Raw genomic sequence first — 23,931 nt, forward strand, 5'->3', positions numbered from 1 at the left:
TTGCAGTTTTTTCGTTTATAACATAAATTGGTACTAGACGATAACCTCTAATTTGATCTATTTAAATGAGAATCCTATCTAAACGTTACTCAGGTATCTCATCTACGAAACGGAGGAATATATGAAATCCAAATTGAACTACTCCAAGCTGTTCGGTGCCTTTTCCCTTACTTTTCTAGGGGATGGATTAACTCTTGCTGCTGTACCTTGGCTTGTCTCTACCCTCACAACGGATACGTTATATGCATCCATTACGATGACAGCCTTGCGTCTGCCCTGGCTGATTTTCAGCTTGCCAGTTGGCGTACTCATTGACCGATATTCACGCAAACATATGCTGGTCGGAGCCAGCTTTACCCGTATGATCTTCCTTTTGTTCCTAACGGTATGTATCTGGGGAGGCTGGATCAGCATACCTTTGCTTGCCTTGTTTATGTTCGGGATTGGTCTGAGCCGTGTGGTCTTTGACAGTACCGTGCAGACGATTATTCCACAGATTGTGGAGGAGAAAAAACTGGAAAAAGCCAACGGCCAATTTACAGCTGGTCAGCTGATCACCAGTGATATTCTGGGCGTAGCCCTCGGCGGATTTATTATTACGATGCATATCGTCTATCCTTTTGCCATCGACACCGTAACGGCTCTCATCTCACTGCTACTCATTATGGGTTTGCGAGGTAGCTTCAAACCTGCGACGGAATCCAAAGAATCGCAAGCTCCAGATGCTTCAGCGGGAGCTGCAAAACAAACGACTCAGGAGGAATCGGAGCAGAACACCCGTCCAATGAAAAATTGGAAACGTGAGATGTGGTCCGGCATCCAGTATGTGTTTCAAGATCGGTTTCTTCGCGGCCTAGCCATCTTGTCAGTGACCATCACGTTAATGTTCTCCATGATTCTGGTGACCCAAATTTTCTTTGTACGTGAAGTATTACAGCTGGAAGCGTATGCATTTGGCATACTGATCTCAATTGCAACCATCGGTAGTATCCTGGGTAGTCAGGCTGTAGCTTATATGCGCAAACGCTGGAGTTCCAAGAAATTAATCCTTTTGTCCATCTTGTCAATGGGCCTGCTCTATGGAGGTGTTGGTCTGACGTCCAATGCCTATGTGGTTGGTGGTCTGTACTTTTGCGCAGCCTTCTTCATTGTTGTCTATAACGTGGTTCGTTCGTCGATCCTACAGCGCTCCGTCCCGAATGAACTGCTCGGGCGTGTAGGCAGTGTGTTCCGTTTCCTATCGTTTGGTATTAGCGCTATCGGCACTTTGCTGGGCGGATTGCTCGTTCGCGTGAGCGAAACCTTTTTCGACCGTCTGTTCTCGCTGCAACTACCTTACCTGTTACTAAGTGGCGTTTACATCGTGGCTTGCTTCCTGTTTGCTTCCAAAATGCGAAATGTAGCTGAGCAGTAATGATTCCCTCCATAGAACTCAGGATGATACGAAGTGCAGGTTCGTTCAGTTTTAGACATATTTCCGAGCAATTGACATTGGCGTTTATCATATGCTAGTATCGCTTTAACTTATACGAACGGAGGGGTTACGTGTGTTAAACTAATTCTTCGATATTCTCTGCACAATGGTTCAAATAGTGGCTTTAGGGCTATTTCGGTGTGCACAGTAATCGAAGAATGGTGTACCAACACGGTAACCTATAGTTTAGCTATATGTGATAGAAATGAGGGTAATTTGAATCTGATATCGCATAGGCTGAATTTGAAGAATAAGAGATGAATCTTATACTGATCTACCTACTAACTAGATCATAAGTCTAGTCCCCAGGTAACATGTATAGAGCTCATTCTCATTCTTTTTTTCGATTACGGTATGCACAGGCCTATAGCCTGTGTTTTTTTTATTTTATAAAAGTATGGGAGGAATCTGCATGAATGAACGATTACTAAAAATAGATGGAATTAACTTATGTACAGACCATTTTGGAAAACCCGGTGACCCCGTAATTTTGTTGATTATGGGTGCCCAATCCTCCATGATTTGGTGGGAAGAGGAATTCTGCCAGCGTTTGGCAGATGCAGGGCGGTTTGTCATTCGTTATGATCACCGGGATGTTGGACGTTCAACATCGTATGAACCGGGTCAACCGGGTTACACATTCGAGGATATGGCAGATGATGCCGTGAGAGTTCTGGATGCTTACAAGGTTGAGCAAGCACATATGGTAGGTATGTCCATGGGCGGTATGTTAACTCAAATGATTGCTCTGCGGCATTCGGAGAGAGTCCTCACCATCACTCTTCTATCCACTTCCAATTTTGCCCCGCATCTCCCCCCCATGGAAGAAAGGATTATGGACTTTTTCGCGAATATGGAGATGATTGACTGGACTAACGAAGAATCGGTCGTCAAGTTTGCTATTGAAAGATCACGACTCCTGGTCGGATCAAAGCATGTTTTTGATGAGGAAAACGTTGGATTGCTGGCTAAAAAAGAATTTGCGAGAAGTGATAACTCAGCCAGTATGAGTAACCACGCTTTGGTGTCAGGGGGAGAATCCTATCTGGTGAGGACGAGGGAAATAAATGTACCCGCTTTAATTATACATGGAACAGAAGACCCCATTATCCCTTATGAACATGGAACGAATCTTGCTAAGGAAATTCCCAGCTCGGCTTTGCTAACATTGTCAGGTACGGGTCACGAACTTCACTATGATGATTGGGATTTAATTATTGATGCTATTTTAAATCACACTTCGACGAAGGCATAAATCTATACTTCGCCAAAAATGATCATCTTATCTTATAGACCACCTTGCAGACGAATAGAAATAAGAAGTTTTCTTGTGATCTCTTGACTGTAACGTTACGTTATCCCGGATAATGAGCTCAATCATAATACGAAGGAGTAATGTAACATGTCCGTAAACATAACTGCGTTACGTTCAGATCAGATCTACCGAAGCATCATGCAAGCTGCTCCAGCGGAAAAAATAGAACTGTATCGTCAGGAGATGCTCAGCCCTTTTATGGCAAAATGGAACATCCAGCACATCCCTTTCCGGTCTCAAGAGCCTGGCGGATTTGATGTGATCACCATGAACAACTGGATGAATATCACACCTGGGGCGATTACATCCGACATAGACGAACCTTTAACTGCCATCTCTTCGGATGTATTCTGGCAACAATGTCAGGAAGCGGTTGAGACAAGTTTGGGGGCATTTATTAAGGATGGCGTCACGCTGAACGTCTCGGACTATCTTTTTACCATTTTACTAGGTGATCCTGACAGCCCGGTGCTGCAAATAAATGAAGGCATTAGTGGAGATGGTGGCATTCCGGGTTATATTATTGCCAATCTGGTGCCAAATGCGTATACTCTACCTCGCATTCCATCCGTTCTTGCCCATGAGTGCAACCATAACGTGAGATACCAGCATATCCGGTGGAATCCGGAGATTACGCTCGGAGAGATGATTGTGAGCGAAGGGCTAGCCGAGAATTTTGCCACTTCCCTATATGGGGAGGATCTGCTTGGGCCATGGGTAACCAAAACAGATATGAACACCTTAAACACCATCATCAAACCCAAGTTCAAAGACCAGTTGGAAGTAAGCGGATTGGATCAGATTCATCCGTATCTTTACGGCGACGAACTCGCAAATTTGCAGAACTTTACACCCGTGGGTGTACCTTATGCCGCTGGTTACACCTGCGGGTATCATCTGGTTCGATATTATCTGAATAAAACAGGCCAGCCGATTACGGAAGCCACCATTACACCGGCAAGTGTTATTCTTGCTGAGACGAAGGATTTTTGGCATGAAGAAACGATTTTTCACTATTAAAGAGATCATGCAGATTACCGGCATTACTAAACGTACCTTGCACTACTACGACCAGACGCATCTGCTCAAACCGAGCAAAGTGGAAGCTAACGGCTATCGGCTCTACGATCAGGAAGCACTCAGCAAACTGCAAACGATCCTGTTGTTCAAAGAAATGAATTTTACACTGCAGGATATCGCGTCTGTGCTGGAATTATCTATAGATGAACAGAAGGAAATGCTGAGAACCCATCGGATGACACTCGTTGAGCGAAAAGAAAAGCTCGAGGCCACCATACACCAACTCGACCAGTATGTAGATGGAACAGATATTTCTCAACTGGAGCTGTTCAGCGACTCCCCTATTCAGTCGATTCAAGCACAATATGAATCTGAAGCGAAGGTGATTTACGGAGGAACACAGCGGTTTCAAGAATATGAAACTCACATGCAAAAGCTTTCTCCAGCCGAAAAGGAACAGGCAAATCAACAATTTTCAGCAGATATGGTGGATGTATTTCAAAAGCTAGCCGCGCATCAGAGTTTGTCTCCTGCTGCGAAAGAAGTACAAGACTTGGTGATAAAGTGGAGAGATGTTCTCTCTCGTTTCATGACCTGTGATGACGAGATTCTCCGCTGTATTGCCGAGGTCTATATGACCGATGCACGATATATTGTGTATTTTCGCCAGTTCGGGGATGAATCTTTTTTGTCCTTTCTTCATGAGGCTATTTGCATATCTCTGTCCTAAGAAAAAAAGCGGGCTACTTGGGAAATATCCCTTGAGTCCGCTTTTTTTTCTTTCATCATTAGCTGATGTTTAGGCTTATACCTTAATTATTTCAATTCCGCATTCAAGCAGATCGAACCGTGTTGACGCACGTTAACAACAATGACTGGCGTATCCAGCATACCGCGCATCCAGTTCATATACTCTTCTGCTTTCTCGTTTGGCACAATCGCCAGAATAACGCCTGCAAATCCACCACCATGCACTCGACATGCACCATCGCCGAGATTGCTCAGGTAGTTCTCAGTCAACGCAAGCGCCACGGAGATCTCTTGTTCGCGGGAAGCCCCGCCCTGATACACGTTTTGCAGCCATTTCCATGAAGAGTTACCGGATGCAGTGATCAGTGACAAGAAATCAGCAAAACGTCCTTCGCGCAAAGCGGACACCTGTCCATCCACGCGTGTGTTCTCAGCCAGAAAGTGCAATGCACGTAGTACCGCACGGTCCCCTGCTGCTTCACGAATCGCCGGCAATTTTGCATATATATCTTCTTCTGAGATTTCACGCACGTATTCAGCGCCAAGTGCTTTGGCAACAGCTTTCATCTCGTTAGGTACAGATGCATAATCTTCTGTCAGGTCGGCATGGTTGCCACCTGTATTCACGATGACCAAGGAATATCCGTTTTCTTGGAAATTCCACTCCACAGGCTCAATCACAGGTTCAGCCGGGTTCGCAAAATCAATCGAGATCAGACCGCCATACGCACAAGCCATCTGGTCCAGAAGACCGGACGGTTTGTTCCAGTAATGATTTTCCGCATATTGTCCAATTTTCGCCAGCGTCACAACATCCAGTTTGCCATCATTATAGAAATGGTTCAGAATCGTACAGATCAACATTTCAAAAGATGCAGAAGAACTTACACCCGAAGCCGCAAATACGTTACTGGAGATGTCCGCCTTGAATCCACCAATGTTGAAACCAAGCTCCACAAAGCCTGCAGCCATACCACGGATCAATCCGGTTGTACCGTCGTCTTCTGCGTTAGGTTTCAAGTCCGCAAGGTTGATAACATACTTTTTGTCGTATCCCTCAGAGTAGAATGTAATCACGTTGTCGCCTGTAGGCACAGCCACGGCAATCGTGTCCAGCGTAATGCTTCCCGCCAGCACTTTACCATGGTTATGGTCCGTATGATTACCGCCGATCTCACTGCGACCCGGGGAACTGAATAGATGCATGTGCTCCTGCTCGCCAAAATGCTCACGGAACGAAGCATCCAGCTTCTCGTAACGGGTACCCTGCTCCTCTACATGCTGTGGTCCGTACATTTGTGCAAGCAGGGCCTGTCCCTGTTTTGATTGAATGAGTTCTGTTACCTGTGTGGTCATCTCTATTCCTCCCATTTCATATGCAAGCGGCATGTAACCGCTATCCCTTATGTCGTCTAAAATCCATCATCGGATTAGCCATCCCCATTATCTCAGCTTCTGAGCCGAAAAGGTAGGGCAGAATTGAAATTTTGGAAGCGTTTTTTGAAACATGTGTCCATTTGAAAAAATACGTAACCCCTAAATTGAACGAGATTATGGAATATGAATCTTGCTGGTGCATTTCCTTCCATATTTTCGTTGAAAAGCTGTGGTTATATACATACGGATTACAGTAATTTACGTGAGTAATCTATGGGCCGAAATGATTTAGGCTGTTTCGTTGTGTTATATCGTATGGTGGACTCTGCCTGGTAATAAAGAAGAAAAACCTTCAAGACTCCTGCTCCATCAGGGAGGAAAGTCTTCAAAGGTTTGACTTCGGATTGATCGGGTTTCAATGCACAGTTCAGGTTGCATACATCAACCCGTACCGTAGCTAAACACATCGATTGTCATTCGCTTCATCTTATTGAATGCTCGACATTTGCGCCGAGATGGACACGTTCCCCTCTTTTACAATCACCTCGTTGAAAAAAGGTTCAAAGAATGAAGCAGGCACATAGGTTACGCCTTTTCTGGATTGAACGGGTACTGTCAACTCTACATCTTGAGTCAGATTGATGACTTTCAACTTGCCCGTAAACTTGGCTAGCGTGTTACCTTCCTTCACGATAACGGACTGGATGCTGTCTTCAACACGAATGGCTTTATCCGCTGCGATCCAGCTGACCTTGTATCCCAAAGACTCTGCCGTAGCGCGCAAAGGCACCAAGACCGTTCCTTTATGCTCGAAAGGCATCAGTTCGGGCTTACTTGTCTGAATCGCTTTGCCGTTCACGGTTAAAGTGTAGGCTGGTTCGGACGCGGCTGCACTGACTTTGGTGGCTGAAGCATACATTGCACCGGCTATGGTCACAACACATATTGCAGTAGCGAACAGTATCCATTTTTTCATAAAAGGGTGCTCCTTTCTGTTTCGATTGTCAACCTCTCTATTGTGGTAAACGTGATCACAACGGGTTTAGTTTCATAGAAAAATATTATTTTGCTAATTTATGTATTCACTCTATAAACGAATAATTATAGTAGAATGATTGCTATAGGAATTTCTCAGATTAAATTATATTGTTCCCCACCAAAAGCTTTTAAGCAATCATTTCGATTTCAAGATGTCATACTGCAATTATCAAATAACTCTCATGAAGTGATCTTTGATACAAGGCTGCAGATAATCTGGATCGAGTGTTGTTCTAACGCCAGATTCATGATGCAGTCAAACAGCTATCCGATTCAGCCAATGAATGGGATAGCCATAAGCCCAAAGGCACACTGCAATAACAGGGAGTAGGCTCGATTGATATGTCTTTCTTGTTATACGGATCTCGCACCTAAGGAGCAGTCCAGAATAGAATCCTTTTAAGAAGATATGCTCATACACTTTCACTCGTTACCCAGTAGCTGTCTGCAGAACTCTGAATATGTAGGCATATCCTTCAACTTATAATTCAAAATTTTGATCATTAGTCCTTCAACAATACTCTGTGACAAATCATCGCGTTCTTGGGGGCTAACCTGGTACCTCATCCGCTGGATGATTGGTTGAAAAGCGTTAATAATATGAAGCAAACTTTCCTTGTCCCCACTTTGTGCTCTTTGAACTGCATCATAGAAATTAAGTTTATCTTGATTCATCTTTAATCACCGCTTTAATAACTTCTATTAGTGTACCGATGTTTGCTGAGAGCTGGTCCAGTTTTTTCTCGAAACGGGTAAATAAATACAATGTTATCATAATAGGAAATCCAACCTGACCAATGCCAGCTATGAAAGTTGCAATTAAACCACTCTCCATTTATGATCCCTCCCCCAACATCGTCGTTTTCATTTTTTTTAAAGCGGTATTTCTTGTCTTCGCTACAGCCTGCTGACTGACCTGAAGTTTAGTAGCAATTTCGTGATCACGGTAACCAAAACCATAATATAACGTTGTTACATGCTTTTGTTTATCCGTTAATTTCTGGTAGGCAGACTCCACATGTTCATCTGTAAAATTTCCCTTTAGAAACATCGAATACTCATCTGGTTGGGCAGTATCAAAAGAACTCTGGTAGGTACTCTTTATCTCACCGATACAAACACTTGAATCATCGGAGGAAGGTTTATCATAGATCAGTACGTTTCGAGTAGCATAGCGCTGATTACGTCGCATCTGATCAATACTCATAAACTGCAACGAAGAAGTGATATAGGCGATAAACCGAATCTGAAAAAAGTACCTGCGGAAAGACTCATTTAGCGCCTCTTTTTTGTCATTCTCTCCCCTAATAGAACCCAACAATAAATTCTGGTTATTCTCCTGCTTAAAAAAATTCACGATAACCTGATTACAAAATAATTCAGGATTTTGATTTCTGTACTCCTCAAATTTCGAATGGACTTTATCTACTTTGTAATCATACGCCGCTTTCCCTAAAATACTCATTTTGTTTGCCTCCTTTACTCTTGATATATAAGAAGGAGTGTTTAATGACAAAAAAAACAACCACAAAGGGAACGTTTGTTCTTATTATTATACTATATTTTTTTCCAATGCGTACATTTCATAAAATTAAATACTGTGTTCTCTGATGAAGTTAAACAAAAAGAAGACATTAACCACATGGTCGATGTCTTACTCTGTTAAGAACAGTTACCCTCATATTAATGATAAATATTCATGTTATTCCTCAGACATTTGTTACTCTGCGCCAGGATATCCATTGAATTTCTTAGAAGTATCCAGTTCGATCGTTACCTCTTTAGTTGTTCGATCATCAGATGAAAACCATTTTTCTAAAATATCGTACTCATATGTTTCTAATGCTGCGGTTTCAATTGTAAAGTGAGTGCTATCCTTCCAATCATAAGAAATGACAGGCCAAGTTGGCATTAACATGAATTGCTCTTCAAGTTTAGGAGATGAATACCCAATCAATGTGAATGAATGAAGATCAATCGCAACAACAATTTGTTTCCTTACCAATCCTCCCTCATCATAAGCATAACGCATCAATACCTTCGTATTGTCGGGGGAAAGCTTATAGTCTTGAAATATCCCAGTAGGTAGGTTTAAACTTTGATTCTTCTCACTACTTGATTTCACCAAAATGGTAGAGCACTCTTTGTTTCCACAACTATATTGGAGCAAATTAATCTTTTCCGGAATGGGTACATCCAACGTAGTGAATCGTGTACGAGCAATCTCGTCTTGCATATTTTCTTCTTGTAATAAATAATTTTTGTACTGAGGAATATCAGCAAGTGGTAATTTTAGTGACTTCCCATCACTTTTGATTTCAATTTCATCAGGCAGGGGATACAAAGCAGTTCTGGTGGGTTCCGCTTCATGGCTTGTTACTTCGCTAACCTGCTTAGCAGAAACATGATTTAGATAGAGCCATACTAGACTTCCAGACCCAATCATGAGCAAGAGTAAAAAAAAGGTTACATATTTTTTCATAATTTATTTCCTCAATTCAGGTTGTTTTATAGCCTACTTCATTCGCTTTATGAGTATTCCCAAACATAAGGAGATGAAGCAATATGGCACTTACAGACAGTTTAAAAGACAAATTGTTGAGAAACACAGGATTTTTCGAAGGAAACAAGGATTATTCAAACGTCACAGGTAATTTTGATGGACAGGGGTTATCCTTTGGGATCATTCAGTACAATTTTGGACAGGAATCCCTTCAACCTCTTTTGAAGGAGTACATTAAGGACAACGAAACCGAGTTCAAGGCAGTCTTTGGTGATTCCAAAGCAGCTACGTTAAAAGATGTCGTCAATAACAAATCACTATCTCAACAAATCGCTTGGGGAGCTAGCATCTCTACAAAAGGTGGTAATGTGGTATCTGAATGGAAGACACTGTTTGAAGACATGGGAACCAAACCTGCTAATCAGTTACTTCAACGCAAATATGCCCAAACCTATTTAGATCGTGCCGTTAGCTTCGCTGGAAAATTTGGAATTATAAGCACGCAAGGACTGGCCTTTCTATTCGACCATGCCGTTCAGTCATGGAGCTTTTCCGGAGAAAGTTCGATTATTGCCGAGATCACCTCTCTCGAAAAAGCATGGAGAAAAAGTGGTGAAACCACACGTTATCCTGATAGAGATCGACTGTTCTCCGTATTAAAGGGAGTTAAGGGTTCCGACCCGATTGCCCGCAGAACCGCTATTCGAGATGGATCAGGTACGGTACATGGAAAAAGCTATAACATCTCGACCTTCGGTTTATCGTATTCAACCAACTTTTGATATCGTAAAATGGGCACCCCATTAGTGGGGTGTTTTTCCAGTTATATGCATTATATCTTGATTAGCTGTTATATGTTGTTTCAGTTTGGTATCAAAATTGGATGTAAGAGAAGCAGTATTGTAACAAAAAAGATCATTCCTTAACTTTTCCTTATCCCACCTGTCACATTTCGCCCTCCTCGTTCCGTCATACTATATGTGAGGGGGGAATCACTTGGAAGAACCAATTCATCAGATCATCACGGATGTGCTGCAGGGGAATAAAGACAGATATGCCCTGATTGTAACTCGCTGTGAGAAATTCATCTTCAATTACTGTTACCACATGCTGGGGGACTACGGAGAGGCGGAGGACTGCAGCCAAGAGGTATTCCTGAAAGCGTATCGCGGACTGCACACCTATCAGCCTGACCGGCCTTTTGAAGCCTGGCTTTATCGTATTGCCTATAATCATTCTATTGATATGCTTCGCAAGCGCAAGGTCACGAGATTACTGCCTTTTCTGTACAAAAATGACCGGGAGAACAATCATGTCGATCAAGCGATTGATCACAAATATTATAATCCGGCTGTCTTACACGCCCTTGCCGCACTGTCCGCAGAAGAACGAAGCCTGCTGATTCTGCGCTGTGTCGAGGACAAAAGCTACAATGATATCAGTCTTATACTTAATCAGAATGCCGCCTACCTTCGTAAAAAATTTCAACGAGCTGCTGCTAAATTCAGAAAGAACTACGTCAGTCAAGAGGAGGAAAAGCCAAATGAGTCACAACGATCCCGGACAAGACCTGAAAGCACTGTTTCAAAAGGTTGAACCGCTTGACCAGACCCTGCAAAAGCGAGTCATGCATGAGATTAACCAGGAATTCGTCCCAAAAGAACGCTTCTTCGTTAAACATCGTGTCGGTGTGCTTCTCCTCGTTGGGCTGCTGCTGACCGTATCCACCGGCTTTGCGGCAATAAAGTATCAGTCGTTATTCAACGACAATGGGGATGTGCTTTTCGAAGAAAAACCACTGTCTGCTGATTATACATATGAGCTTGATGCAGAAGAGCAGGAACGAATTCATCGCATGAATGAAATCTGGGTGAATGAGATTGAACCGGGAAAAGCTGCACTGATCTATGTCGTGCCGAATAATCCACATCATCAGTTTGATATCAAGTCAAACCCGTTCATGATCGATAGCTTTGGGGAATTAAACCAGATGGTTCATGTCCCTGGCATACCGCTGCATCAAGAGCTCTCGGGAGCTTCACGTACCTATGCTTTCCAGAAAGCCAGCGTGTATATGGAATATGAGCAGGACCTATATGAGCTTTCGGATGAGAAAAAGGATGACTTGATCCGAAAGCTGCGCCTTCAAGCTCAAACTATCGGGAAAGATTATGCGCTCATGCCGGTTGCATTCACCGATGAATTTCAGCTATCTTCCATCACTTATACCAGCGGTAAAAATGAGATTTCACTAAGCGTGATGAACAGCAAGGATACCGGGCCACTGATTGCTTCTTATGACGAGAATCTGAATACCGCCAGCCGTAAACTCAAGATACACGGACAGGACGTGATTGCGCGCACATACGGGGGGGATGTTACAGAATTAATGTGGGTGTATCAGGAGCCTGAAACCAAGTATGCATACCACTACACGCTTGGTGTTCGTGAAGGGATCGTTCCTCCAGAAGAATTAATCCATATTGCCGAGACGCTTATTCCAGCATCCAAAAATTAATTTTATCAATCCATGTTATATGAAAAAAAGGCTTATCCACTTCAATCCTTTGAAGCATGATAAGCCTTTCTTCTATTTTTTTCAAATTTAAAATAAAACCATAAATTACAATATTTAATGATTAAATTGTCACATCTTCAGTACACCGTTCCGTTATACCAAGTGTAAGAAGGGGGAAAGGACAAGATGTTATCTGATCCTGAGTCAGGAGGGAAAGACCATTGGAGCACTTGGACCCCGGGCACGACCTGAAATTCCGATTTCAAAGAGTCGAACCCGAAGATACTGCACTGCATCAACGAATCATGAGCCAAATTTATCTTGAAGAACAACCAAAACCAAAGGAGAGATTTTTTGTGAAATACAAAGTTAGTTTACTGCTTACTCTAGGTTTATTGTTAACCGCGTCGACCGGATTTGCTGCCGTGAAGTATCATTCTTTGACCAACGGTAACGGAGATGTGCTTTTTCAAGAAAAACCAATGACCCACACAGTCTCTGAACGTACCGAAGATGATGACAAAAGAATTCGTCTCATGAATAACATCTGGGTGGATCAGATTAAACCAGGTGAAGCAGCGATCATCTACATCGTGCCTAACAATCCGAATCAGGAACTCTATCTCAAGGCCAATTCTCATATCATTAAAAGTTTCACCACTCTGCAAAAGATGGTTAAAGTTCCGGGCCAACCTCTAGCTAAAAAGATTGCTGGCAAGGGAAAAGAAAACTATACGTTCCAAAAAGCAAGCGTGCATATGGAGCATGGAATGGACCTCAACAAGCTCTCGGAGACGGAGAAACAAGACATCGCCACCAGACTTCTCCTGGAAGCGCAGGCTTCAGGAAAAGACTACGCCTTGATGCCTGTTCCTTTTACAGACGAGTTCTGGCTTACCACCCTGACTTACACCAGCGGTAAAAAGGAAGTTGCTCTGACCATTCTGAACAGTCAGGACACCGGTACAGTCACTTCCTCATATCAAGATAGCCTGAAAATCACCAGTCATAAGATTAAAATTAACGGGCAGGATGTCATCCAGCGGAAGTATGACGGCGGGTCATCAGAGTTCATATGGGTATATGAAGATCCAAAAACCAAGTATGCTTATCATTACATGCTGAGAGATGCTAAAGGTAACATTTCCGATGAAGAGCTGCTTCGCATTGCTAAAACGATGGTTCCGGCTGGGAAGAAGTAGAAATTGATTTGCTTGAAATGCACTTAAAGAAAGCTTATCTGCTTCGCCAAGATGAAGTTAGATAAGCTTTTCTTAATTTGATTATGTTTATTGCCTATCCGTGCACACAGTCCATAATTCCTCTACTAGAAGTTGAAGTGGGCCTTTGATTTAAACTTATTTATTTGTTGAATACGATATTCTGCTGTTCACTCTCAACAATCTTATTCTCATATATCTGCCAGCACCGATGATAATCTCCATCATGATCATCGATCAAAAAATATCCTGTTACATCTTGAATGTTAGCCATCTCAGAAAGCTGCTTTTTCATAAAATCAAGATGATACTCTCTGACATCTGCCCCATAAAAAACATATGCCGTCCAATTAATTTGCCTCTCTGGGAATGTCCAGCCCGACTGGTATAGTTCCAATTTATCTTCTTCTAGTAAACCTTCATTATAACTCGCTGTGAAGTCATCCCTTATCTTTTTCACTTCATTAAGTGTATTCTCATCACACTCCAACCAACCTCTAACCGATACATACTTTCCCATGTCCAAAACTCCTTTGGGCAGTAAAAATGCAGTGAAAATCATTGCGTCCAGAATGAATCTAGTTAACATCCAGAACAACCAGGATACCGGACTACTCATCAGGTTCAAGATCCGTATCGCAAGAAAAGCTTATCCGCTCCAATAAGATGAAGTAATGATAAGCTTTTCTTTGTTGTTTTAGTTTTACCACCTATTTCACAATGGATGTAGAACCAGATGTAAGTTTATTCGCTTTCTGCCGTTGAACCTCATCAAGATATTCGGTGAATGAAGATTCTCCAGAGTAGCTCAGGAATAACCATTCCAACGCCCGCGTCATTCCGATATAAAAACGAGATACTTCACGTTCATCCACTTCATCTTTTTTCCCCGCTTTGCGAGGCATCGTCTCAATCGAGATGATAAACACGGCTCTGAAATCAAGTCCCTTTGCACTATCAATCGTTAATACTTTGATACTTTCCTCTTCGCGGTTAAAACTCTTCTTGGACTGATCATCCTGCGTTACCCAACTATATGTTAGACTGCTATCGTCCAGAGCTTTTCCCAGTTCTTCAATAATATTTACTTGATTGGATTCCTGTACCCTATACAAAATAGCAATATCCTTCAGAGCAAATGATTTTTCCCGACGTAAATAGTCTATTGATTTCGCAACAAACCCCATCTCCACTTGAGTATTCTTACTTCGATATATCAGGGGTTCAGGACCTCTGCGTTTCGTGAACTGAGGAGGAATAATCTCAATCGCATCAGCCCCAGTACTAATGACTTTCTGCTGTAACTTGGACTGATCTTTATAGAAATCCCAAGCAAACTGAACAATCTGCGCCGTATTCCGATAATTAATCGTTAAAATCTTGGAACGCCCACGGAAGTCTAATCCGGTATCCTGTGCCAGACTATTTTTACGTTTGAAAATGGTTTGCGCCCTGTCCTCTACGAGCAAGAGCGACTGCGTCTCATCATTAAGACATAAGCTCACCAGCCTCAACCAATCTGCATCAAAGTCCTGTCCCTCATCAATCAGTATGGCATCATACTTCGGTAATTCTTGTTGCCCCTGTTCCACCTTTTCCAGCAAATCGGGCAGTTTCCTGTCTATGATTCGAAATTGCTGTCCAAGCCACGAGTGAAACGTTTTCACCTGAATATTAGATTGGAAATCGGAATTCGTAGTCTGCTCTGCAAAGTCAAATAAATCCTCAGGCTCCGCCATCTTCTGCACAATAGCTCGCCTTAAATACTGCGATAAGGTTGAACCATAACAAAGTACAAGGATATCCCAGTCCGGATGCTCCTTAGCCAGCATACTTGCCCGACTGATGAGAACGAGCGTTTTACCACTACCGGCAACGCCGCGAATTAAACGGTGTTTGTCTCCAACCTGCTTCGCCATCTTCTCCTGATGCAAATCCATTGTCTTGATGTTATGCAGAGATAACAGGAGCTGATCCTGATGAGGCACCACTTCTTTGCGCTCCGCACTGATTCGCACTTCAGGAAATAGATGGTAACGGATCGCCTGTATATCTTCATGTGTCAAGCTATAACGGTTCCGAGTAGGAACCGTGAACATATGTAGTAATTTTTCAATTAAAATCTCTGCCGAGAAATCTTCATCATCCGGGTCCATTTCTTCTCTAGTAAGTACAAACAAGGGATCGATGACACTGTATAGGTCCATTTGGAGAAAATCTTGCTGCTTCAAGCGGGTGAATACCACACCGTAGCCGTAATTGAATTTTAAATATCCTGGTGTTCCCTCTTTGATCAGATTCTTATCCTTCTTCAACTGGTCTGTAATTAAAAATGCATAATCTCTCGCTTGCTTTAAAGGGCTCCGGGCAGTGACCAACTCACCTGCTGTATTACGCAAAGTCCACTCATCCCGATTCAACTGATGTAACGTGCTTTTGGTATAATCCTTCGCTTCCAGTACCAGCAAACCCAAATCTGGTCCGATAATGACAAAATCAGGCCTTCTCCCGCGAATCTCTGGTTCATAATAAACGATATATTCTTCAGGCAGATGTTTCTTTAACGTCTCAAATAATAGTCTCTCTCCTGCTGTCGCTTTCTTCGGAATCGCTTCTGGTACTGTATTCGCCATGCCAATCGCTCCTAATTCTAATGATCTAAACTTGCTATAATTTCATTATCTACTAGTCAACCACCATTTTCCACATTTAAAATTCACAGTTACGCAAAGGTACAAATAAATTCAATCTTTTTTCCTGAACCTTTTGTAGTAATGTGCCTCAATATCGCTTATTTGGTGTCATAATAACTATATTTATGTTAAGGTTTACCAATCCATTCACCTGATCACAGCCTTAGACAAATATAAGTACTTTGAAAGAAAAGAGGTGATACTACATGCAAACCAAAAGTGAAAAGCTCCCCCCACTCTTTTTACACATATACACAATTCTATTACTTATCAGTTACAGCATGTATGTGATTTTAGAGAATACTAGGTTAAGCCATGCTCAACAGTGGCTTTCTGAGAATAACATTACACAAAATGATGTTGACTCCATTAGACAGCTTGGAAGATGGATAACCCTCTCAGAATCGGTGTTCCTCATTATAGTTGTGCTTGCAATGAGTGTTGTAATGTATCGGTATCAGAAGAAATCTGTCAACCAATTCTTCATTGGGAATCTAGCACTGTTTGTTGGGTTTGCAGTAGTTAGTTACGTCATTTCGCTTATGAGTTCCCTGCCTATTGGCAATCTAATTCAACCCGTAATCATACCTACGTTTATACTCATTGCCGTTTATATTTATCGGTTATGGAAAACAAGATATGAAAAATAGAAACCAGACTACAATACTCTAAACGGTGTGTGGTCTGTTTTTTATTTGAATGGTTCCATTTGAGATATTCAGAAAAGAAGTACCCTGCTTCGCCAGAGCCTTATGTTGGATTCGTGAATCAACCTCACAGCGCGCTCGAATCACCTCAGCCTGAGTGATGTAAAAACTGTCTCTTGCGAGCATTTGCAACTCAGCTCCACGTTCTGATGCACACTTCCAAATGTGGGGTAAGCAGCTTGACTCAAAATTGTATAATACTACACCAATCTTATTTCCAATTCATTATTCCTCACCCTTTGTTATTTAGCTCCAGGATATTCATTTAATCGCTTGGATGCATCGATCTCAATTTTTATTTTCTTGATTTTTCGATCTTCGGATAAAAACCATCTTTCTAAATCAGTATAACCATTTGTCTCTAACGCTGCAGTTTCAATAATGAAATGATTATGATCCTTCCAATCATACGAAATGATTGGCCAGTTTGGTGTTAACATAAACTGCTCTTCGAGCCTGGAGGATAAGTATCCAATCAATTGAAGTGATTGAAGATCAATGGCAACAAGGATTTGTTTATAGATTTGTCTACCCTCACTATAAGCATACCGAATCAAGACCTTTGTAAGATCAGGAGAGAATTTATAGTCTTGAAATATACCATTGGGTAAATTTATACTTCCACTTTTCCTGCCATCTGATTTAACTAAAATAGTAGAACAGTCTTTATTCCCACAATTATACTTCACGAGATTAATATGCTCTTTAATAGATGGTGTTTCCATGGTAACGAACTGAGTACGAGCAATCTCGGATTGGACATCCTCTTCATGCAATAAATAATCTTTATATTTAGGAACAACATCGAGAGGCAAATTAAATGTCTTATCTTCACTTTGAATTTCTATTTCATCAGGCAAAGAATAATGATCCATCTTTTCCTGTCCAGGTGTTAATTTACTAGTCGCTTTGATGGAAAGATCGTTTAAGTAGAACCCGACTACACTTCCTGTTCCAAGGATCAGTAACACTAGCAAGAAGGTTACATATTTTTTCATAAACATGCTCCTCACATCATGTAGTTTATATCCTACTTCATTCACTATAAGTTCTGTTGTTGACGAATAATCTGCATGCTTCCATTTTCCCAATAAATCAACTATACAACAAAGAAAGGTACATCTTCTTCAATTTATTTGAAGAAGATGTACCTTTTAGTGATACAAATCATTTTTCGCCATTTTAGATACCATTTTAGGTGCTAGAGTCAAAAAATAAGAGGTTGCATCACAAATGAATTAACATGAGCCAACGGATCGGAGTGGTGAATGATCGTTTCTAACCCGGAAACTGAGGGATACATGTGTCCCACAGTCTGACCAGAGGATAATATCGATGTCCCCCCCAATCCATCTGGCATAGTACTTGCGACAACATGGCCGTTATCATATACATCTTGGCCACCGAATATATTCTTTTGGGTGTGTGCCACTTTTTGCCCATGTTCGTAAATATCAAGGCCCTCAAACACATTTGGAACAGTACGGCCAACAGGATGGCCCGCTCTGCTTATATCTTCTCCGCCCAGCACATTTGGTGTTGTATTCATAACTTCTTGCCCATTCTGAACGATCGTTTTACCGCCAAAAACATTATCAAATGCTGTATATGTTTCCATAAATCCCATCCTCATTCCATTAGTATTTCTTTTCTCTGTACTGTCCGAGTTTATTCGAAATAGTCGAGTTATTCTCCGATTTCACACTGGCTTTTGAATCAATGTATATGCCAAAAGCCTGGTTGTAACTCGCACGATTATTTATGATGAAACCTTTGGCTAAATCCGAGAAACGTATGCCGCATTCTTCGTTCTCTTGTGCTTCATTATTCTCCATATGGACATAGGCATGCTCTACAACCAAGAAGCCTTCGCTATGGTTATTATTGCAACGATTGTCCTTAACTTTTCCCTTCGCTGAATTCTGCAACCCAATACCTTCATAACGATTCCTTAAACACTCGTTGCCGATGATCTCCACATTTGCCTGACCTCCGATCCGGATGCCAGCATTATTCTCCTCGCAACTATTGCTATAAATCCGCCCATTTGCATCATGATTGTACGCAATTCCGGGATAGTTATTACGCCGGCAGTTATTTGATGTTGTATCCACTTTATGCATGCTTTCGTTCAAAATGCCAAAGCCTTTGTTATCGAAACATTGGTTAGATTCAATGATCCCTGTCGCACGATTGAGAATATGAATACCACATTCTTTGTTTTCCTCGACGATGTTGCCAGACCACCTAAAATTAGTGTTATCCATAGCTTGTAAGCCAGTTGTATTGCTATGGCAATGATTCCGATCCGCGGTGCCCTGCGCGTTCCCCATAAACAAGAGGCCGATAATTCGATTCATCAGATCATTTTCTATAACTTCTGTTTTGGAAGAATGAGAAATAACGATCCCATGCATATTCATCCAACATTCATTTCGCTCAACACGGCTATTCGTGGCCCCTGCAAGATGAATACCATAATGTCGATTGTAGGAAATTTTATTATCACTGATAACAATATCCCCCTCTCCTTCGGCATAGACACCATGGTCAAAGTTATTGATTATTTTATTGTTTGACAGTTGAAGTTCACCTTTGCCCAGACTCGCTATCCCGTGAACTCCGTTATATTCGAAGTGATTGTATTCAGCGATGAGAACACCGTCACTTTCCATACAAAGTCCATGGAGGTAATTGTTTTCGCTTCGATTCCCGTACACATATGCTCCTGCCGAGTTCGTCATACCCATGCCATGAAGATTTCCCCGAAACGCATTACCTTCCAGAGTCGAAAAACTAGTATCGGAAGATAGCACTCCACATTGATCACTGTTGATAAATTCATTATAGGCATAAAATACCTTTGAATTTTCTCCAGACCAAGCACCAATATGATTGCCCCAAAACCTGTTGTTTTTACAGATTGGTTTACTCTCACCAATAGCAGCGATTCCAAAGTTATTGTTTATAAACTCATTAGTATGAAGCGAACCTTCACTCTCTTTCAGAAAGAGTATGCCACAAGTATTATTCGTGAATCCACTCTCTTGAATGGTTGCATCATTTTTTCCGTGAAGAACAATGCCTACCGAATTTTGATCAAAATGGCTGTTCCAAACATCAAATTGAACACCTAGTCCCACACATATTGCGATCCCTTCTGTGCCTTCATAATTGGGAAGCTCTTGCTGAGTTTGTTCCGTTTCTATTTCGATAGCTCCTCTAAACGAACAGCTTTCGATGAGTAGACTACCTTCAACAGCATGTATGACACATCCCATATGTCCCTCAAGGTCGAAGCTAATCCCCGATATTTGAAAACGGGTATTCCCAATGAGCCTGAGCATTGTGTCAACTTCACCTTTGAAAATCGTTTGTTTCGATCCTTGGCCAGCAAGCGTTATCGACTTGGAAATCTCAAGGGTGTCGTCGAATTGATAAATACCCTCTGGTAGCGATAAAACTGCTCCCTCCCCAGCTGATTCGATGAGTTCAGATATCTGCCTCGAAGATATCTTCGATTGAGGACGTTGCTTCTCCAAATCCATTTCAACCTTGTTAGAGGTGGTGATAAGAATTCTTTTTAGATCGACTATCCGTTGCATCACACCTTCGATCTTCTCAGAGACTTGGCCATTCACTCCAATGCAACGTTCAATCTCTGCGATCTTCAAACCTAAATCCCATGCTACCAATCGGTTTATCTTTCCATGCAAAATTGGCGCCCAATCCAGTTCCTCTAATTGCACCATTGCTCTTTCCGTAGCGTCCTCRTTGTTTTCAAGCTGGCTCTGCAGCCCTTGAACGGTCTGATTCAATGCTTCCACGATCTTATGGGACAAGTCCAACGCTTCTTTTTCATTACGATTCAACCGATCCAGGAACGCTTCTTCATCGCGTGCAGATTGGTCTGTTTGACTATTTAAAATAATGGCCTCTTGGTTCAACTCATTCTCACGGGAGGTAAGACGTTTTCCGGTTCCATCCCAATCCAAAATCGGTGCTCCCCCAAACATGCCCGATTTGTTATATTTCTTAAATTCTTCTTCAAGCTGGCTATAAGCTATATTATGCAGCTCAATTTCAGAGTGAATTTTCTTTGCCTCTTCATCCAGCATTTTCCGTTCATCAGCGAGCTTTTCATAAACGCTCTGCATCATCTGGATTTGAGCATTTAACTTGGTTGAATCCTCCACGTATATTGGAATTCTAGTGAGGTTGTAGAAGGCTGTCGTTTGGGAGTGGCCCTCCCACGAATGATAGAGCGTTCTTGCCTCCTCCAATTTCGTGCTCAAATCAGCAATGGCTTTTTCATTATCATGAATGAAGGTAAAAGCTAGATCATGTCTCCCTGCAGCATTCTCCACCTCCTTCATAAGGTCTGAGAGCCAGTCATGAAGACGGGAGAGAACACGAACTATTTTTTTCTGCTCACCTTTTGCATAGACCTCATGATCCAGTAGCTCCTCCAGATTTCCCCATCGACTCTCCTCCCAAAGTGAAGTGTCGTTTGAGAGTCTAGCTTGAGAAGCTAAATACGCAGACACGCCTACTAAATGGCTAATTCGATCTCCCGCTTTTCGTTTCACACTGTCCAGAAAATCTTCTAGATCCATCTCTTCCTCGTCATGCTCATCGATCCGATTGACGATACCGATCGGAAGCAGATCTTTCCGACTATTTTGCAAGCTTGACATATCAAACCGGGATGCAGCCTGTGCATATGAGAACAGCCAAAAGACCTGATCTGCCCGTTCCATGAAAAATTCCGTCGCCTCTGTGTGTAGTGGATTATCTGAGTTTAACCCGGGAGTATCGACGATCGTAATTCTCCTGAGTATCTCTATCGGCAATCTAACCTCCAGATAACTGAGTTCACTACGCAAGCGGGCACCTTCTTCATCCCCTTCTGCAGATAGAGCATGCAACTGTTCAATAGGGAACAATTTCTCTCTTCCGTCCCGCATATGTCCAATGAACTCGGATGTCTCACCGTATACAAGCATTGTTACCGCAGCAGTGGCAGGAGTTACATCAACTCTTAATGCCTCCTGACCCAATAAAGTATTAATAAAACTACTTTTACCGGTTTTGAATTGCCCCATTACAACGACTAAAAGCGGCTTCCCCGCATCTGCGGCAAGTATATCCAGTTGTTGCTTTTGTTTCTCCAATTCAGGATACTGGTTCAAAAAGTTCTGTAATCGATCTAACGTATCTTTGATCATCTCTGATAACGACTTATTAGATTGGTATTCAGGTAACTGAGAAGAGAAAGCAGCTTTGATCGACTTCATATATTCAGGCTCCTGTCGAGACACATCAAACCGCCTACGCTCTCTTGGTTGAGACTCTGATCGTACTGCTTCCTGAGCTGCCTTAGTAGATGAAACTTTCTTCGTTCTTGCTCTGCGCACCCATGCAAATACAATAAGGAAAAGAACAATTAATGCTATGATTCCTGAAATTCCAGCTATGGATATGGGCATTCCTTATGTCATTCTCCTATCCGTTCAATAATGTGAATGGCTTCAACTTGTCTGTCCCAATCTTCAAGCATGATGATCATCTGCTCAAAGCGGGACCTTTCGTGTTCCAAACCCGTAGAGATGTCCTGTCGCTCCCGCACTTCTCGCGCTAACTGTACATGGATAAATTCAACAAATTCTTCATATCGCAATATAGCAGCATCCTGTATATCTGTTGTAAGCTGATCCAATTGTTTGTCAAGTTCGGCCCGGAAACCTAGACCTACTTGTCGAAGTGCCTCGTCAAGTTCTGGTAACAATTTTTCTTTATTGCTTTCCAGTTGTTTTTTGGCCATCATGTTTTGAAGAACCGGGAAACCTGCCAAGCTGACAAAAGGGAGAAATACAATCCCCCCCATTAACGAAGCAATCACACCTACACTTCCAGCAATTACTCCTGCRATCACTTGAGTTGATAATAAATTTTCAGAAGTAATCGCTAATTTCGCGTCAACCTGGATAGCTCCTCCCCTTTTTTGAATAGCAAGACGAGAGATATTCGTATTAAATTCCGTCGCAAGTCCGATCGCAAGCTCTCGCTCCAGCATTTGCAACAGTTTGTCAACAGCGGGCATATACTGCTCAATCCATTGATTAATTCTTTTCTTCAAAAGTAACGGAATTTGATTTTCTACGAATTCTTTCATACCGCTACCGTTATAACTCATGATCATGTAATGTAAATCTTCTTTCACATTTAACTCAAAATGGCTAAACGATTTATGTACTATGGTTTTGATCTCCACCTGGCGATCTTCCACATAAGCTATCATTTGGCGACGAATTATTTCGTGCTTATGTTTAATCGATTCGAGACCATCCACATACAGCATGATCTCTTCAATATCTTGCCGTCTCAACGTCAGTACTTGGTCTAATTCCACCCGGATCGTTGCGAGACACCATTGCATCCGCTGCTTGTAACGAAGTAACTTTCTGTCCGACTGCTTCCCACGTTCTATTAAATCTTGCACTGCTTCCGAAACATAATGGAACCCTGAAGTTTCTATAGTATCCTGATCTCCCGCCAGACGTGCCGTTAAAGCTTCTCTTGCTGAGAATGGAATGACATGTGGCTTCATTCCATTCAACGCTGGCTTGAGGCGGGTTTCAATTTGCCGTAATAAATCATGCTGATCCTCTTCATCTACTTGGTCATAGAAATTTGCGATAAATACGATCCGATCCAATCCATATTTTCCAAACGTCTCCGATATAAATTCAAATTCAGAACGTTTCACAGGCGCAGTAGCATCAAGTAAAAACAAAACTGCATCAGCACGAGGGATATATTGGAACGTCACATCCATTCGTTGACGATTCATATCATTGACTCCTGGTGTATCAACAATGACACCCCGTTCTCCAAGCATAGGGGCTGGCAGCTGTATTTTAATAAATCTCACGGTATTGGTATCTTCTGAGCCATCCACCGAAAAACGATTCAGCGCCCCAAAGCTTAATTCCGACTCCTCGACTGTTCCATTCTCATGATAAACACTAAGTTTTCTTTCGGAACCATGGAAAACAGCATTAATCGTAGCGGTTGTTGGTGTTACATCGACAGGAAGTAATTCTTCTCCTAATAGCGCGTTCACAAATGTTGACTTCCCACGCTTAAATTCACCTAATACCACGATCATGTGGAAATCTGCCTGAATATCTGCATGGAGCGTTTTCATTTTTTCAATTTGAGTTGATTCTGGTAAATCCATTTCAAGTCGATTCATGACTTCTTCAATCATATATAGAAGCTGCTGCTTCGCTTTATTATAGTTATACATATGT

The 23,931-nt window shown here is 42.0% G+C and carries 20 protein-coding genes; 8 read left to right on the plus strand and 12 right to left on the minus strand.

The genetic code is table 11. The annotated features are described in order from the left end of the window. The first annotated feature begins 121 nt into the window (after positions 1 to 121). From AB4Z30_RS26320 to AB4Z30_RS26335, 4 genes are all read left to right on the plus strand, one after another. The gene (locus AB4Z30_RS26320; RefSeq protein WP_441930385.1) at positions 122 to 1,414 is read left to right on the plus strand and encodes an MFS transporter; all 1,293 of its coding nucleotides are present in this window, start codon (positions 122 to 124) and stop codon (positions 1,412 to 1,414) included. A 472-nt stretch (positions 1,415 to 1,886) separates the two neighbouring features. Further along, positions 1,887 to 2,729, plus strand: coding sequence for an alpha/beta fold hydrolase (locus AB4Z30_RS26325; RefSeq protein ID WP_441930386.1), 843 nt, complete (start codon positions 1,887 to 1,889; stop codon positions 2,727 to 2,729). A 147-nt stretch (positions 2,730 to 2,876) separates the two neighbouring features. After that, positions 2,877 to 3,809, plus strand: coding sequence for a DUF2268 domain-containing protein (locus tag AB4Z30_RS26330; protein WP_441930387.1), 933 nt, complete (start codon positions 2,877 to 2,879; stop codon positions 3,807 to 3,809). Next, positions 3,784 to 4,539, plus strand: a complete 756-nt coding sequence (locus AB4Z30_RS26335) for a MerR family transcriptional regulator (RefSeq protein WP_441930388.1) — start codon at positions 3,784 to 3,786, stop codon at positions 4,537 to 4,539. Before AB4Z30_RS26330 ends, AB4Z30_RS26335 begins: the two co-directional genes overlap by 26 nt. An 86-nt stretch (positions 4,540 to 4,625) precedes the next feature. On the opposite strand, the gene AB4Z30_RS26340 is transcribed toward AB4Z30_RS26335, so the two are convergent. The 6 genes from AB4Z30_RS26340 to AB4Z30_RS26365 all read right to left on the minus strand — a co-directional run bounded on the left by AB4Z30_RS26340 (position 4,626) and on the right by AB4Z30_RS26365 (position 9,456). After that, positions 4,626 to 5,915 carry a galactokinase gene (locus AB4Z30_RS26340; protein ID WP_441930389.1) on the minus strand — a complete coding sequence of 430 codons (1,290 nt, stop codon included), beginning with the start codon at positions 5,913 to 5,915 and terminating at the stop codon, positions 4,626 to 4,628. 508 nt (positions 5,916 to 6,423) lie between these two features. Further along, positions 6,424 to 6,912 carry a copper amine oxidase N-terminal domain-containing protein gene (locus tag AB4Z30_RS26345; protein ID WP_441930390.1) on the minus strand — a complete coding sequence of 163 codons (489 nt, stop codon included), beginning with the start codon at positions 6,910 to 6,912 and terminating at the stop codon, positions 6,424 to 6,426. A 485-nt stretch (positions 6,913 to 7,397) separates the two neighbouring features. Beyond that, positions 7,398 to 7,649: a helix-turn-helix domain-containing protein gene (locus AB4Z30_RS26350; protein WP_441930391.1), complete on the minus strand. Its 252-nt coding sequence runs from the start codon at positions 7,647 to 7,649 to the stop codon at positions 7,398 to 7,400. Then, positions 7,636 to 7,809, minus strand: coding sequence for a YvrJ family protein (locus AB4Z30_RS26355; protein ID WP_441930392.1), 174 nt, complete (start codon positions 7,807 to 7,809; stop codon positions 7,636 to 7,638). The genes AB4Z30_RS26350 and AB4Z30_RS26355 overlap by 14 nt, the downstream gene beginning before the upstream one ends. Further along, positions 7,810 to 8,439 (minus strand): sigma-70 family RNA polymerase sigma factor, encoded by a 630-nt coding sequence (locus AB4Z30_RS26360; RefSeq protein WP_441930393.1) that lies wholly within the window; start codon positions 8,437 to 8,439, stop codon positions 7,810 to 7,812. It abuts the gene before it with no gap. A gap of 255 nt (positions 8,440 to 8,694) precedes the next feature. Next, positions 8,695 to 9,456: a hypothetical protein gene (locus AB4Z30_RS26365; protein WP_441930394.1), complete on the minus strand. Its 762-nt coding sequence runs from the start codon at positions 9,454 to 9,456 to the stop codon at positions 8,695 to 8,697. Between the two features lie 83 nt (positions 9,457 to 9,539). Here AB4Z30_RS26365 and AB4Z30_RS26370 point away from each other — a divergent pair, with 83 nt between their 5' ends. The 4 genes from AB4Z30_RS26370 to AB4Z30_RS26385 all read left to right on the plus strand — a co-directional run bounded on the left by AB4Z30_RS26370 (position 9,540) and on the right by AB4Z30_RS26385 (position 13,197). Further along, the gene (locus AB4Z30_RS26370) at positions 9,540 to 10,259 is read left to right on the plus strand and encodes a hypothetical protein (RefSeq protein WP_441930395.1); all 720 of its coding nucleotides are present in this window, start codon (positions 9,540 to 9,542) and stop codon (positions 10,257 to 10,259) included. A 214-nt stretch (positions 10,260 to 10,473) separates the two neighbouring features. Beyond that, positions 10,474 to 11,073: an RNA polymerase sigma factor gene (locus AB4Z30_RS26375; protein WP_441930396.1), complete on the plus strand. Its 600-nt coding sequence runs from the start codon at positions 10,474 to 10,476 to the stop codon at positions 11,071 to 11,073. Continuing rightward, positions 11,021 to 11,995 (plus strand): DUF4367 domain-containing protein, encoded by a 975-nt coding sequence (locus tag AB4Z30_RS26380; RefSeq protein ID WP_441930397.1) that lies wholly within the window; start codon positions 11,021 to 11,023, stop codon positions 11,993 to 11,995. Before AB4Z30_RS26375 ends, AB4Z30_RS26380 begins: the two co-directional genes overlap by 53 nt. A gap of 356 nt (positions 11,996 to 12,351) precedes the next feature. Continuing rightward, entirely contained in the window at positions 12,352 to 13,197 is an 846-nt protein-coding gene (locus AB4Z30_RS26385) for a DUF4367 domain-containing protein (protein WP_441930398.1), read from the plus strand. Between the two features lie 160 nt (positions 13,198 to 13,357). On the opposite strand, the gene AB4Z30_RS26390 is transcribed toward AB4Z30_RS26385, so the two are convergent. The 6 genes from AB4Z30_RS26390 to AB4Z30_RS26415 form a co-directional block, all read right to left on the minus strand. Continuing rightward, on the minus strand, positions 13,358 to 13,735 hold the full coding sequence (locus tag AB4Z30_RS26390; RefSeq protein WP_441930399.1) for a hypothetical protein: 378 nt from the start codon (positions 13,733 to 13,735) through the stop codon (positions 13,358 to 13,360). Positions 13,736 to 13,925: 190 nt separating this feature from the next. After that, positions 13,926 to 15,848 (minus strand): 3'-5' exonuclease, encoded by a 1,923-nt coding sequence (locus tag AB4Z30_RS26395; protein ID WP_441930401.1) that lies wholly within the window; start codon positions 15,846 to 15,848, stop codon positions 13,926 to 13,928. 1,009 nt (positions 15,849 to 16,857) lie between these two features. Beyond that, a complete protein-coding gene (locus AB4Z30_RS26400; protein ID WP_441930402.1) occupies positions 16,858 to 17,613 on the minus strand; it encodes a hypothetical protein in 756 nt (251 codons plus the stop codon). Positions 17,614 to 17,822: 209 nt separating this feature from the next. Beyond that, positions 17,823 to 18,233 carry a hypothetical protein gene (locus tag AB4Z30_RS26405; protein ID WP_441930403.1) on the minus strand — a complete coding sequence of 137 codons (411 nt, stop codon included), beginning with the start codon at positions 18,231 to 18,233 and terminating at the stop codon, positions 17,823 to 17,825. A gap of 19 nt (positions 18,234 to 18,252) precedes the next feature. Further along, positions 18,253 to 21,912, minus strand: a complete 3,660-nt coding sequence (locus AB4Z30_RS26410) for a right-handed parallel beta-helix repeat-containing protein (protein WP_441930404.1) — start codon at positions 21,910 to 21,912, stop codon at positions 18,253 to 18,255. Positions 21,913 to 22,112: 200 nt separating this feature from the next. After that, entirely contained in the window at positions 22,113 to 23,927 is a 1,815-nt protein-coding gene (locus AB4Z30_RS26415; RefSeq protein ID WP_441930405.1) for a dynamin family protein, read from the minus strand. Positions 23,928 to 23,931: the final 4 nt, after the last annotated feature.

The organism is Paenibacillus sp. 2TAF8 (assembly GCF_052114825.1).
GTDB lineage: Bacteria > Bacillota > Bacilli > Paenibacillales > Paenibacillaceae > Paenibacillus.